Source organism: Paraburkholderia sp. GAS199 (assembly GCF_050436585.1).
Classification (GTDB): Bacteria; Pseudomonadota; Gammaproteobacteria; order Burkholderiales; family Burkholderiaceae; genus Paraburkholderia.
In genome coordinates this window covers 521,099-534,259 of the sequence record NZ_JBNDMM010000005.1, presented here as the reverse complement: position 1 = coordinate 534,259, position 13,161 = coordinate 521,099, and the positions used below count along the sequence as shown (strand labels likewise).

The 13,161-nt window shown below is 60.7% G+C and carries 11 protein-coding genes; 6 read left to right on the top strand and 5 right to left on the bottom strand.

Annotated elements, in window-relative coordinates; genetic code table 11:
* The first annotated feature begins 140 nt into the window (after positions 1–140).
* Positions 141–839, top strand: a complete 699-nt coding sequence (locus P3T18_RS21900; protein ID WP_429302093.1) for a maleate cis-trans isomerase family protein — start codon at positions 141–143, stop codon at positions 837–839.
* Here the strand turns inward: P3T18_RS21900 and hpnR are convergent, their stop codons facing one another.
* Positions 840–2,378, bottom strand: a complete 1,539-nt coding sequence (gene hpnR, locus P3T18_RS21895; RefSeq protein WP_429302058.1) for a hopanoid C-3 methylase HpnR — start codon at positions 2,376–2,378, stop codon at positions 840–842.
* Positions 2,379–2,552: 174 nt separating this feature from the next.
* Complete coding sequence (locus P3T18_RS21890) at positions 2,553–3,428, bottom strand: LysR family transcriptional regulator (RefSeq protein ID WP_429302057.1); 876 nt, start codon at positions 3,426–3,428, stop codon at positions 2,553–2,555.
* Between the two features lie 277 nt (positions 3,429–3,705).
* Here P3T18_RS21890 and P3T18_RS21885 point away from each other — a divergent pair, with 277 nt between their 5' ends.
* Together P3T18_RS21885 and P3T18_RS21880 are read left to right on the top strand one after the other, a co-directional pair.
* Positions 3,706–5,097 carry an MFS transporter gene (locus P3T18_RS21885; protein ID WP_429302056.1) on the top strand — a complete coding sequence of 464 codons (1,392 nt, stop codon included), beginning with the start codon at positions 3,706–3,708 and terminating at the stop codon, positions 5,095–5,097.
* Positions 5,098–5,182: 85 nt separating this feature from the next.
* Positions 5,183–5,899: an enoyl-CoA hydratase/isomerase family protein gene (locus tag P3T18_RS21880; RefSeq protein ID WP_429302055.1), complete on the top strand. Its 717-nt coding sequence runs from the start codon at positions 5,183–5,185 to the stop codon at positions 5,897–5,899.
* A 13-nt stretch (positions 5,900–5,912) separates the two neighbouring features.
* On the opposite strand, the gene P3T18_RS21875 is transcribed toward P3T18_RS21880, so the two are convergent.
* The gene (locus tag P3T18_RS21875; protein ID WP_429302054.1) at positions 5,913–6,554 is read right to left on the bottom strand and encodes a dihydrofolate reductase family protein; all 642 of its coding nucleotides are present in this window, start codon (positions 6,552–6,554) and stop codon (positions 5,913–5,915) included.
* Between the two features lie 130 nt (positions 6,555–6,684).
* Complete coding sequence (locus P3T18_RS21870; protein ID WP_429302053.1) at positions 6,685–7,635, bottom strand: LysR family transcriptional regulator; 951 nt, start codon at positions 7,633–7,635, stop codon at positions 6,685–6,687.
* Positions 7,636–7,764: 129 nt separating this feature from the next.
* Between P3T18_RS21870 and P3T18_RS21865 the strand changes: the two genes are divergently transcribed.
* From P3T18_RS21865 to P3T18_RS21855, 3 genes are all read left to right on the top strand, one after another.
* A complete protein-coding gene (locus tag P3T18_RS21865; protein ID WP_429302052.1) occupies positions 7,765–9,195 on the top strand; it encodes a sulfatase-like hydrolase/transferase in 1,431 nt (476 codons plus the stop codon).
* Positions 9,196–9,263: 68 nt separating this feature from the next.
* Positions 9,264–10,568, top strand: a complete 1,305-nt coding sequence (locus P3T18_RS21860; protein ID WP_429302051.1) for an MFS transporter — start codon at positions 9,264–9,266, stop codon at positions 10,566–10,568.
* 29 nt (positions 10,569–10,597) lie between these two features.
* A complete protein-coding gene (locus tag P3T18_RS21855) occupies positions 10,598–12,007 on the top strand; it encodes an FAD-binding oxidoreductase (protein ID WP_429302050.1) in 1,410 nt (469 codons plus the stop codon).
* Between the two features lie 36 nt (positions 12,008–12,043).
* Here the strand turns inward: P3T18_RS21855 and P3T18_RS21850 are convergent, their stop codons facing one another.
* Positions 12,044–13,141, bottom strand: coding sequence for an alkene reductase (locus P3T18_RS21850; RefSeq protein ID WP_429302049.1), 1,098 nt, complete (start codon positions 13,139–13,141; stop codon positions 12,044–12,046).
* Positions 13,142–13,161 lie beyond the last annotated feature (20 nt).

Below are 13,161 nucleotides of genomic sequence, written 5' to 3'. Positions count from 1 at the left end.
GCGTGCCTGGCCACGGTGACGACTCCGTTCGCATCGATCCATTGACTCGCCCGTGATTCCGCGTTGCGCTGTTTTTGTCGAGAACTGATATGACTTCGAATTTCCGCATCGGGCAAATCGTGCCCAGCTCGAATACCACCATGGAAACCGAAATACCGGCGATGCTCCGTGCCCGCGAAACCATCCGGCCCGAGCGCTTCACTTTCCATTCGAGCCGGATGAGGATGCACAAGGTAACGAAAGAAGAGTTGATGGAGATGAACAAGCAGGGCCTTCGCTGCGCGGCCGAACTCGCCGACGCGCGAGTGGATGTCATGAGCACGGCTTGCCTCGTCGCCATCATGTCGATGGGACACGGATATCACCGGCAAACCGAGCGCGAACTCACGGAAGTCGCGCGGGCGAACCAGTGCCTCGCGCCGGTCATGACGTCGGCCGGCGCACTGATCGAAGGGTTGAAGACATTAGGCGCCCGGCGAATCTCGCTCATGGCGCCCTACATGCGGCCATTGACCGACCTCGTTGTCTCCTACATCGAAAACGAAGGCATCGAAGTAATCGACTCGATCTGCTTCGAGATTGCCGACAATCTCGAAGTCGGCCTGCGCGATCCGATGAAACTGGTCGAGGATGTGCGCCGTCTGAATACGAAGGGAGCGGACGTGGTGGTGGCGTCCGCGTGCGTGCAGATGCCGTCGCTGCCCGCGATTCAACCCATCGAAGACATGCTCGGCATCCGAACGGTTTCCACTGCGGTCTGTACCGCGCGAGGCATGCTCGATCGTCTCAACCTCGAACCCATCGTTCCGAACGCGGGTGCGTTGCTTTCCGGTGCGTAATCAGTTCGTGCCCATGCGCGTTTCGTCGACGAAACTTTCGGTCGCGTCGTCGAGCTTGCGGCCCTTGCGTCCCGCCGGTCCGTGCACGTAGAGCACCTTGGCGCTCGTTTGCGGGCCAGGGGCGGCGGGCGGCGTCATTTTGTAGCGAACCTCGCGCGCATGATCGCTCAACTGCAGGTTGGGATCGAAAACCGAGTTGAAGCGCCAGAGCATGCGCACGAAGTTGGTCTGTCCGCGTATCAACAGACTCGCGGCTTCGCTCGCCGCCCCGCGTAAGGCCGACCACCCGAGATGCTTACGGTTCAGCACCTGCTGGGTGCGAACCAGTTCGCGATAGAACTCGGGCAAGGGCAGTTTGGTCGGCAGTACTGCGTGCTGGATATCGTAGAGCCGATAATCGAGACTGGTCAGTTCACGGTTTTCGCGCAACCAGATTTCGGTGCCGGGATAAGGCGTATTCACGCTGATATTGACGATCTCGGGAATCTCCAAACACCACTGCCGGATTGCTTCGAAGCGATCGTGGTCCCAGTCGGGGTCGGCGATCAGATTGATTGCAACGGTAATGCCGAGCGAGCGCGCAAAGGCGAGCGCCTCGAAGTTCTTGTCGAGATCGATGCGCTTGCGAAACGCCTTGAGGCCTTCGGCATCGATCGCTTCCATGCCGATGAACATGTACTGCAGTCCCAGCTTGCGCCAATACTCGAACACTTCCTTATTGCGCAGCAGCACGTCGCCGCGCGTTTCCAGGTAGTACTTCTTGTGAATGCCGCGTTGTTCGATGGCGCGGCCAATCGCCATGCCGTGATCGGCGTGCACGAAAGCGACATCGTCGACGATGAAGACGCCGGGTTCGCGGATCGACGCGAGTTCGTCGGCCACGACTTCGGGACTGCGCGAACGATAGCTGCGGCCATAGAAAGTCCATGCGCTGCAAAAGGTGCAATCCCACGGGCATCCGCGCGCGAATTCGATCGACGCACAAGGGTCCAGCACGCCAATGAAATACTTGCGCCGATGCCGCAGCAGATCGCGCGCGGGACGTATCTGATCGAGACTCTCGGTAAAGCCCGGCGGCGGCCCTTCGCCATTGCCAGTGACGACGCCCGGTATGGTCAGCAGTTGCGAGCCGCGCGCCACGGCATCGAGTAAAGCGACGACCTGAGCTTCGCCTTCGCCTTTGAGTATGCAGTCGATTGCGCCATCGGCGTGCCTGAGCATATCGGCCGCGGTGAAAGACGCGCTGTGTCCGCCGACGAACACGAAACAGCCCGGCGCCTGCACTTTGATCGACTTCGACAGGTCGATGATCTCGGGAATGTTCGCGAGGTAGTTGCCGGAGAAACAGACGGCATCCGGCTGCCATTTTCGGACCAGCCGTTCGAGGTCGCGATGCGATTCCACTTGCAGGTCGAGCAGCCGGACCTCGTGTCCGGCCTCACGGATCACGGCTGCAACCGTCTCCAGGCCGAGTGGTTCGAGCCTCAGAAATACCCGTGTGTACATCAAACCGCTGGGATGAACGGCAAGTACCTTCATGAGATCTCCCTCTGGCACGGCAGCATCGGTGCAAGATACGCGCGCGGCGAAGCGGGCGCGTTGGAATCACTACGGGTCGGCGGCCGCGGTAGACGCGAAGGCTGCGCTGACAAAGCGGCTTGTTTGATTCTACTGCCCGATCCGGCGGCGTGCATTCACGCTGCCAGGCAAGCCTCATCCCAGTTCGTGCAGGAGCTGACGTTTTACCGCGGCGACGTTCTTCGGCTGCTTCAGGCTTTCATAGATTCCGATCACGCGCCCGGAGGTCGAGCCCAGCAGCGGCAAGACTGTCAGCGACTTTTCCCGATCCCACGCCACGTGCTTGAGTTGCGGAATGATCGATACGCCGACGTTTTGCCGGACGAGATCCATGATCGTTCCAATCGCGTTGACCTCCAGAATCTCGGTTGGTTTGACACGCATTTTCTGCAGGATACGTTCGATTTCCCGACCGATTCCCGTCGAGCGGTCGTATCGGATAAACGGCTGCGAATCGAGCAATCCTTCTGCATTCGCATTTCTCGAAGCCGCCTTGCTGTTGGCGATCATCACCAGCGGCTCGACATAGAGCGGCGTCCAGACACCGGGCCGATCCTTGCTGTTTTCCCGTTGCTCCACCACGGCGGCGTCCACTTCACCGGCTTTGACGCGGTCACACAGATCGAGGTCGTGTCCAAGAAGCAGTTTGAGTTCGAGTGCCGGGTGCCGCTCTTTCAAACTCAACGCGGCTTTGCACAAAAAACCCGTTGCGGAGACGATGGCCCCGACCGTGACCGTTCCCGTCAGTTCGGATGACTCCGTGCGCGTCTCGAGCATTTCTTCGTATGCCGAAACAATTTTGCGCGCGTAGGGCACGAGTGCCCGGCCTGCCGCCGTCATCCGGCTGCCTCGTCCGGACCGGTCGAACAGGGGACGCCGAAGCTCGGTTTCGAGCGCACGCATCTGCTGACCGACGGCCGCTTGTGTCAGCCGCACATGGTCTGCCGCGGCCGACATCGAGCCATATTTCTCGACTGCAAGAAAAGTACGAAGAAAGCGGATTGTGCTCATCGAAATCTTTCTCGCGAGAAGGGTAGCGGACTTGAGAAGTGATTCGGCCAATACTAAACGTTTCGTTTACCGTGAGCAAAACAAAAAAAGGCTTGTTTTTTGGCCGCCATATGCGAAATTAAATATCTGGGGAAAAGTTGGTCAGTGAGCGAATGACGGGGTCAACCGCGCGCGGCATTTCCGGCCGCGGCGATCAATCGCATTTCACCCGAGCAGGCGAGAAATGCAGCCATTCCGGGGCGTCTGACGCCGCAGCCGGAGTCATCGAGAGGTTTTCATGTCAACCCGCCGAGAGGCCGTTCAAGGTGTGCCGAACCCGTCAGCCGACATGCCGGCGAGCGAGGTATCCGCGCGCCCGATCATCCTGTCGGTTGTCGGCAGCAGCCTTGAATGGTTCGACTTTCTCTCTTACATATTTCTTTCCAAAACGATTGCCAGCGTTTTCTTCCCGGTACATAACGCAACCGCCGGGCTCTCGCTCACGTTCGCCACCTTCGCAATCGGCGTCGTGGCGAGGCCGCTGGGCGGCGTCATCTTTGCGCTGTACGCGGACCGGCTCGGCCGCTTCCGGGTTCTCTCCGTGTTGATGATCCTGATGGGCATCGGAACGGGACTGCTGGGCGTGTGCCCAACCTATAAAGACATCGGCATTGCCGCGCCCATCGTGATGATTGTCGCGCGCATTCTTCAGGGAATTGCGGTGGGCGCGCAGTTCGGTGTTTCGTCGCTGATCATCGTCGAGCATGCGCCTGCCGGAAAGAAGATGTTCTTCGGGAGCTTCAATATGTCGGCACAGGCGCTGTCGGCTGTGCTGGCCGCCACGTGCAGTTATCTTCTCGTCACTCACCTGTCGGACGATGCATTGAAAAGCTGGGGATGGCGATTGCCGTTTCTGGCCGGCTCGATAATCGGTCCGATTGGTGTGATCCTCAAGCACAACTCGTCGCGGATCGGTCGGGTCGAACAGCTAAGTCGTCGGCATGCTCCAGCAGAGGGACCGCTGTGGACGCAGTGGACCAGCTTCGTCAGATCGAATACCGATAGCGTCGTTTGCGCGATAGGTGTCATCACCATCGCGACTGCGTCGAATTATCTGTGGGCCATTTATATGCCCGCGTATGTCGAGTTGCATCTGAATCTGCCGATCGCGGCGGCCATGCTTGGCGTCATACTTTCTCAGGCGTTGAATGCGCTGCTGTTCCCCGTGGCGGGTTGGCTGGCCGATCGCTATGGCGCGTATCGACTCTTCTTTCCCGTCGCGATCGCATGGGCGCTTTGCGCTTATCCGATGTTTCTGTTCATCGTCGAAGCGCCGTCGGTTGCCCGGCTTCTCTGCATGCAACTCGTCGCCGGATTTTTTCAGACGGCTCTCGCAGGCCCACATGCCGGCATGCTCGCGACGCTCTTTCCCTCGCGATCCGGTGCAACGGGTCTCTCGCTTTCCTATAACGTGGCGGTCACGCTGTTCGGCGGTATGGCGCCGTTCACGATCAATCTGCTGACAGAGTGGACGGGCAATAACCTCGTGCCTCCCACTTATCTGGTAGCTGCCGCCGTCTTCTCGATCACGCTCGTCTATTCCACTCGTGCTGGACGAAAACAACTGTCAGCCGATCGCGAGCGGATAGATCGATGCCACGCGTTCTCGTGCAAGGGCGCCATGAAATAGGGATTGCTGGATTTGTATTGCCGCTTATCTCAGGTCGAGTGCCGCTTCGCCTCGACACCACTTTGACTGCTGGACGCGTGGGATCATGAGTTACGTTCCTGTTGAACATCATTCGCTGGATGAGCGGAGAGACGGCTTTCATGTCCTGATCGACGAACGGCAGGCGCGCGCCGACGTCGTACTCTCTCAGCTTCCCGACAACTGCCTGAGTCCCCGGCAATTCGAGCAATTGCGCATGGCCTTCGAGCGACTGGACAGCGACCCCAGAGTGCGTGCGATCGTTCTCAGGGCAGACGGCGATCACTTCTCCAATATGGGAAGCGTCGAACTCGAAACCGAAATTGCCAATGTGCCGCCGTCCCGGCTGGCATGGAACATCAACGCGCCGCTTCGATGCGGCAAGCCGGTCGTCGCGGCCAATCGTGGGCATTGCTTTGGAATGGGCTTCGCACTGTCGCTCGCGTGCGATCTGCGGATTGTCACCGAAACAACCCAGTACGGATTTCCGCTCAAGAAAGATCAGTCGCTCGGCGCGACGTTTGGATGGTCACACGCTTTGAAGCTGATCGGCAGCGCACGAATGCGCGAGATTCTTTTGCGCTCGCGTCCCATTCCAGGCGTACAGGCATTCGAATGGGGAATCGCCACGGACTTTGTTGCCGATAGCGACCTGGAGGAAATGACCGACGCGACGGTTCGAGAACTTCTTGAATCGTCCGCGTGCGTGCATAGCGCGGTGAAGAATGCGTTGATCGATCTCGACGGAAAGATGGAGGGCGACGGAGTGGAGCCGCCCCGCTAGCGAAACGCCGACTCTACTTCGCCAGAACGATATGCGTGGCCCGCTCCGTCGGCACGTGTTCGACAGTTCGATAACCCAGTGCGCGAAGATCCAGTCCCTTATAGAGCGGTTCCCCCTGGCCGAGCGCAACGGGCGCAATGGCGAGGTGAATCTCGTCCACGTGGCCGGCCTGAATGGTTTGCCTCACGGTCTCGGCGCCGCCGCCAATCTTGATGTCTTTATCGCCCGCGGCTGCGCGCGCTTTTTCCAGCGCTTCTTCGATGCCGCCCGAAATGAAGTGAAACGTGGTTCCGCCCTGCATCTCAATCGACGCTCGCGGATGATGCGTGAGGACGAAGGTCGGCGCGTGATACGGCGGATTGTCGCCCCACCAGCCTTTCCATTGATCGTCCGGCCACTCGCCTCGCACGGGGCCGAACATGTTGCGGCCGAGAATGAAGGCGCCGAAACCTTCCATGGCGCGTCGGGCGAAGGAGTCGTCGAGGCCGGTTTCGCCGCCTTCTTTCCCCACCATCTGACAAAAAGTCTGCGTGGGGAAAAACCATTGAAAGAGTTCTTCGCCTCGCACACCGAGCGGATGATCCAGGCTTTGCGCCGTGCCCGCCGCGAAGCCGTCGAGCGAGACACCGAATCCTGCCACTTTTACTTTCGTCATTCACGTCTCCGTCCGGGCTTCGACGGATACCGCATCGAAGCCAGTTGATAGTCCTGTTCGCATCTCTACGACGCGCGAAGCGATGGCAAATCGACAACGCGGGCGCTCAGTGAAAACCCTTGTTAGCCACTCAATCGGCCGCGAACCGGCTAAGCCACTCCTGCACCGCGCCGACGCATTCGAGCGCCGCCGGCAACACGGGATTCACCGACGAGGTGTTATAGAACAGTCGCACCGTTTCGAGAAAGCTCGCGCCGGGCAGCGCGAGAATCGCGAGGCCCGTGCGGCCGGCGCGCTTACGCGCCACGGCCAGCGGCATCAACGCGAGAAACGGGTAGTTTGCCAGCATGGCTTCGTTGGTCGGCAAGGAGATGGATTGCACGCAGCCATCGGGGAAGCTGAGGCCCGACTCGGCCAGCCAGTCGTGCAAGGCGAGGTAGGTCGGCGCCTCCTTGGGCGGCAGAATCCACGGCGAACCGGCGACGTCGGACGTGACGATGTTTCTGCGGCTCGCCAGCGGATGATCGCGCCCGCACACCACCACGATCGGATCGTTCATGATCTCGCGCGAGGCAAATTCGTTTCTGCCGAGCGCGTCCGGCTCGGTGCGGCTCAGCACGAAATCGAGCGAGCCATTCGAGAGCAGCGGAAAAAGCCGGTCGCTGGTGGCCTCCTGCAACGCAACGTTGACGTGCGGCGCGCGCCGCTTCAATTCGAGTATCAACTCGGGTGCGAACACCGGCAACACGGTAGCGACCGCGCCCACCGAGATCTTGCCGGAGAGGCCGCTGGTGAGCGCGTCGACTTCATAACGCGCCTGTTCGAGCTGATGGAACACTTCGCGCGCGTGCCTCGTGAGCGTCTCGCCGACCGTCGTCAACTGAAGACGGTTGCCCACTCGCGTCATGACCGAGACGCCGAGTCCGGCTTCGAGTTCGGCGAGTTGCTTCGATACCGCGGGCTGCGTCACATTCAGCTTCTCGGCGACCAGCCGGATCTGCCCCAGGCCGTCGAACAGGATCAGCAATCTGAGGTGGTTGAGCTTGAGTCCGGCCTGAAAAAACCGCTCGATCGGGTCCACGACACTCCTTATAGCGAATAACCCATGGTTATGCGCTTTCGACAAAATGTCAATTGCTTGTAATGTGCGTGCGTACCATCATTAGCGTCAGGAGACAGCCGCACCCACAGCGCGCCCTGACAAAACATCATGAAAGCCACGAACGTATTGGTCATTCTGTCGGACGAACATCAGCACGACCTGATGGGATGCGCCGGTCACCCCTTTATCCGCACGCCCAATCTCGACGCGCTTGCCGCGCGCGGCACGCGCTTTTGCAACGCCTATACGCCATCGCCGATCTGCGTTCCGGCGCGCGCGAGCCTCGCAACCGGGCGCTACGTGCACGACATCCGCTGCTGGGATAACGCCATTGCCTACGAAGGCAGCACGCCGGGCTGGGCGCAGTATCTGACGGAAAACGGCATGGTGGCCGACTCGATCGGCAAGCTCCATTACAAAAGCGAGCAGTCGCCGGTCGGCTTGCGTCGTCAGTATCTGCCCGTTCATATTCTCGACGGCATCGGTCAGGTCTGGGGCTCGGTACGCAATCCATTGCCGCGCACCATGGGACGCTCGCCGCTCTACGACAAGATCGGCGCAGGTCTGTCGAACTACAACCGCTTCGACATGCGGGTGGCGGATACGGCGGTCGAATGGCTCGGCGAGCAGGGTGACGACACGAAGCCCTGGGTGCTGTTCGCCGGCCTCGTCGCGCCGCATTTTCCGCTGGTGGTGCCGCAGGAATTTCTCGATCTGTACGATGCCAACGCGCTGGAATTGCCGCTACTGCATCCGTCGAGCGGCTATGTGCGGCACCCGTGGGTGGAGCGGCAGGCCGTCCACATGGATCACGACGCGGCGATCGGCAGCGACGAGCGCCGCCGTCTTGCCATGGCCTGTTATTTCGCGCTGGTGACCTTTCTGGACGCCCAAGTGGGCAAGATTCTCGATGCGCTAAAGGCCTGCGGTCTGGACGAAACCACCACGATCATCTACAGCAGCGATCACGGCGACAACCTCGGCAAGCGCGGCATGTGGAACAAGTGCCTGATGTATCGCGAGTCGACCGGTGTGCCGATGATCGTCGCGGGTCCTGGCATTCCGCAAGGCAAGGTATGTGAAACGCCGGTTTCGCTGATCGACCTTCAGAATACGATTCTGGAGCGTACCGGTTGCGCCGCGCCCGGCAACGCGAGTCCCGGCGAGTCGCTGGCGAAACTGGCCAATGCGCCGGAACAACCGCGGCGTCTCGCGTTCAGCGAATATCACGCCGTGGGTTCGGAGACCGCCGCCTATATGCTCGCGGATGCCGACTACAAATACCATCACTACGTCGGCTTGCAGCCCGAACTATTCGATCTGCGCAGCGATCCGCAGGAATTGCACGACCTCGCGGGCCTGCCGGAATATCGCGGCATTGTCGATCTGTTCGAGCGGCACTTGCGTGAACTGCTCGATCCCGAAGCCATAGACCAGCTTGCCAAGTCCGATCAGGCGCGGCTCGTCGAGGCGTTCGGCGGACGCGAGGCGGCGTTGCGAACCGGCACGCCGGCAGCGACGCCGGTTCCGGTCGAATAGCCTGGAACAGACTGAATTGCAGCAGGCAGTGAATCAGAAAAAGATAACGATTCGATGGAGACAACGCGATGGCCTCAGCAGAACTCGCAACGGCGGCACACGAACCCGCGCGCCAGACCCGATGGAAGACCGTCATTCTCGCGAGCCTCGGCGGCTCGCTGGAGATTTACGATTTCATCATCTACGGTGTGTTCGCGCGTGAAATTGCACTGCAGTTCTTTCCGGCCGCGGACCCGATTGCTTCGCTGATCAGTACCTTCGGCGTGTTCGCGATCGGCTACATATCGCGTCCGCTGGGTGGCATCGTACTCAGCAGTCTCGGCGACCGTTTCGGGCGCCGGCTCGTGTTTCTCGTCTCCGTGCTGGCCATGTCGGCGTCGACTATCGGCATCGGTCTGATTCCGGGCTACGCATCCATCGGCGTGATGGCACCCGTGTTATTGATTCTGTTGCGCCTTGCACAAGGGTTTTTTCTTGCGGGCGAATTGCCTTGCTCGATTACGTACGTAGTGGAAGAAATTCCGCAACGCGCGAGTCTTGTCAGCGGTCTCGTGATCTTCTGCCTGAACTCGGGCGTGCTGACCGCCACGCTCATCAGTCTCGCCTTGCATGCGGGTTTAAGCGCCGAAGCCGTGTTGTCGTTCGGCTGGCGCATCGCGTTCATCTTCGGTGGCGTGATCGGTCTCGTGTCGTACTGGCTGCGCACGTCGCTCGAAGAATCGACGGAGTTTCAGCGCTTGCGCAGTCATAAGGTCAAGCGGCCGTTCCGTATCGTGCTGACCGAGTATCCGAAGCAGGTGGCGATCGGCGTGGGCGTGGCGGGTATCGTGAACGCGTCGAATAGTCTTTTGTTCGTGGTCTTGCCTTCGTATATGACGACCGTGTTGCACATCTCGCCGGGTCTCGCGAGCGCCGGTCAGAACATCGGTATCGCGAGCATGTCGGCGTCGCTGCTGTTCTTCGCGTGGATCGGCGATCGTGTCGCTTCGCGGCACTGGCATCGTCTCGGTTCGCTCGTGATGCTGCTCGGCAGCTATCCTTTTTACCGGCTGATCGCCGCCCATCAGATCGATCCGATCGTGGCGTTCGTGGTGATCGGCCTGGTGGGCGGACTCGTCAACGGCGCCTACGCTTATCTGCTGGCCGATCTGTTTCCGACCAACGTACGCTTTAGCGGTATTGCGTTATCGCTCAATCTTGCTACTGTGATCTTTACGGGCATTACGCCGCTTCTCGTGACGCAGCTATTGCACAAGACCGGCTCGACGGCGGCGCCAGGATTGTTTCTGACCGGCGTCGCCGTGATTGCACTGGTGGCCGGCCTCGGGCTGAAACGTTTTGGCGGACAGATCGGCCGCGTCGCGCAAAGTTGATTCGACGGATAACACAGCAAACTCATTCCATGACGAGCCTTCAACAGACACTCATCGAACAACTGGGCGAGCAGTGCGTCTCGTTCGACGCCGGCGTTCTGGACGCGCACGCCGGCGACTGGAGCGACGCTGAAAAGCGCCGCCCGCAACTCGTGCTGATGCCGCGCACACCGGAGGAAGTCGCCGAAGCGCTCGGCGTGCTATCGACGCTTCGGCAGAAAGTCGTCGTGCAGGGCGGCCTGACCGGACTCGCGGGCGGCGCGACGCCGCAAGCCGGAGAAGTGGCGATGTCGCTCGCCAGAATGAACGCCATCGAAGAATTCGACGGCGTAGGCGGCACGATCACGGTTCAGGCGGGGCTCGCGCTCGAACAATTGCAGACGCACGTGGAAGCGGAAGGCTGGTTTTTTCCGCTCGATCTCGGCGCGCGCGGCTCCTGTCAGATCGGCGGCAATGCCGCGACCAATGCGGGCGGCAATCGCGTCGTGCGCTTCGGCGTGATGCGCGAACTGATTCTCGGCATGGAAGTGGCACTCGCGGACGGCACCGTGCTCACGATGATGAACAAGGTCACCAAGAACACGACGGGTATCGACCTCAAGCAATTGTTCATCGGCTCCGAAGGCATCCTCGGCGTCATCACGCGGCTCGTGCTGAAACTCGAACCGAAGCCGACCGTGGCGAATACCGCACTCTGCGCGCTCGGTTCTTTCGAAGCCGCGACGCGATTGCTCAAAGAATTGCGCCGCCGTTTGCCGGCGCTGTCGTCGTTCGAATTGATGTGGGACGACTTCATGGGCGCGGCGATGGAAATCGGCGCGCTGAAGGCACCGTTCGCGAAACGCTCGCCCGTCTATGTGATCGTCGAAACGCTGGGGGCGTCGGAAGAAAGCGAGCGCCGCGCGCTCGAAGAAGTACTGGAATTTGCGCTCGACCACGACATCGTGGAAGACGTAATCGTCGCGCAATCTCTCGACCATTCACGGCAATTGTGGGCGTACCGCGAAACCGTCGGCGAATTGCTGGGACGGCTCAAACCCCATGCGGCGTTCGACGTGGGTTTACCGATGATCGCCATGGACCGCTTCGTCACCAGCGTCAAGAAGACGCTGACGTCGCGCTTTCCCGCTCAGACGCATCTGTTCTTCGGTCATCTCGGCGACGGAAACCTGCATCTGCTGTCGGGTCCGTATGCCGATCCGGCGGCCATGCACGAGGTCGAGCAACTCGTCTATGAAGCCGTGCAGGCGGCGGGCGGCTGCATTTCCGCCGAGCACGGCATTGGCGTAGTGAAGCAGGAGTTCTTGCATCTGAGCCGCTCGCCGCAGGAAACCGATCTGATGCGCAAACTCAAAGCGCTGCTCGACCCGTGCGGGATACTCAATGGCGGGCGGGTTGTCGGCGAGCCGCTGGCCGAGCCGGGCCTGAAGCTGAATTAGCGGCCGGACATCGCCGATGTCCGGTCGCGCGCAAGTTCAGGCCTTGAGGCTGGGCCAGTCGGAATAGCCGTTTGCATTGCCGCCGTACCAGTACTCCTTCGGTGCTTCGGCCAGCGGCGCACCCATGCCGAGGCGCTCGACCAGGTCGGGGTTCGCAATGAACGGCCGGCCGATGCTGAAGAGGTCGGCGTTGCCGTCGGCCAGCGTCTTCTCTGCGAGACTCAGCGTGTACTGATTGTTGGCAATATAAGCGCCGCCAAAACGCTTGCGCAGTTCCGTGAAGCTGATGCCGCCGGTGGCTTCGCGGCTTAGCTGCGTGACCCCTTCGATGTCGTGGATATACAGCAGGCCCAGGCGCGACAACTCGTCCACGTAGGCGCCGAAAGTTTCCATCGTCGTGCTGTCGAGCGGCGTCTCGCCCGGCGCGGTCGTGACAGGCGAGATGCGAATCCCGACCCGGTCGGCGCCCCAGACTTCGATTACCGCTTTCACCACGTCGAGCGGAAAGCGCAGGCGGTTCTCGATGGAACCACCGTACTGATCGGTGCGCTGGTTGGTGCTGTCGCGAATGAACTGTTCGAGCAGATAGTTGTTCGCCGAGTGGACTTCAACACCGTCGAATCCCGCTGCTTTTGCGTTTTGCGCCGCGCGACGATAGTCGTCGACGATCGGCGCAATTTCGTCTGTGGCGAGTGCGCGCGGCGTGACGAAATCCTTCATGCCGTCGTGAACGCGGATCTGGCCCAGCGGTTTGATCGCCGACGGCGCGACCGGCAACGCACCACCATGCATGTCCGGATGCGACATGCGGCCCGTGTGCCACAGTTGCAGGAAGATCTTGCCGTTCTTGCGATGCACGGCATCGGTCACGTGTCGCCATGCGGCGATCTGGGCTTCGGTCCATATGCCGGGCGTGCGGGGATAGCCGCGCGCCTGCGCGGAAATATTGGTGGCCTCGGTGACGATCAGGCCGGCGCCGGCGCGTTGCGCGTAATAGTCGGCGGCGTAATCGGGCGGCACACCGGCGTCGTCGGAACGGCTGCGGGTCATCGGCGCCATCACGATGCGGTTTTTCAATTGCAGCCCGCGAATCGTGACGGGTTGCAGGATAGGACTCGATTGATTGTCGGACATGATCATTTCTCTCTGGAATC

What these genes read in the sequence shown, in the direction of transcription:
- P3T18_RS21900 (WP_429302093.1), top strand. Translation starts at nt 141, where the DNA reads ATGGAAACCGAAATACCGGCGATGCTCCGTGCCCGCGAAACCATCCGG.
- hpnR (WP_429302058.1), bottom strand. Translation starts at nt 2,378, where the DNA reads ATGAAGGTACTTGCCGTTCATCCCAGCGGTTTGATGTACACACGGGTA.
- P3T18_RS21890 (WP_429302057.1), bottom strand. Translation starts at nt 3,428, where the DNA reads ATGAGCACAATCCGCTTTCTTCGTACTTTTCTTGCAGTCGAGAAATAT.
- P3T18_RS21885 (WP_429302056.1), top strand. Translation starts at nt 3,706, where the DNA reads ATGTCAACCCGCCGAGAGGCCGTTCAAGGTGTGCCGAACCCGTCAGCC.
- P3T18_RS21880 (WP_429302055.1), top strand. Translation starts at nt 5,183, where the DNA reads ATGAGTTACGTTCCTGTTGAACATCATTCGCTGGATGAGCGGAGAGAC.
- P3T18_RS21875 (WP_429302054.1), bottom strand. Translation starts at nt 6,554, where the DNA reads ATGACGAAAGTAAAAGTGGCAGGATTCGGTGTCTCGCTCGACGGCTTC.
- P3T18_RS21865 (WP_429302052.1), top strand. Translation starts at nt 7,765, where the DNA reads ATGAAAGCCACGAACGTATTGGTCATTCTGTCGGACGAACATCAGCAC.
- P3T18_RS21860 (WP_429302051.1), top strand. Translation starts at nt 9,264, where the DNA reads ATGGCCTCAGCAGAACTCGCAACGGCGGCACACGAACCCGCGCGCCAG.
- P3T18_RS21855 (WP_429302050.1), top strand. Translation starts at nt 10,598, where the DNA reads ATGACGAGCCTTCAACAGACACTCATCGAACAACTGGGCGAGCAGTGC.
- P3T18_RS21850 (WP_429302049.1), bottom strand. Translation starts at nt 13,141, where the DNA reads ATGTCCGACAATCAATCGAGTCCTATCCTGCAACCCGTCACGATTCGC.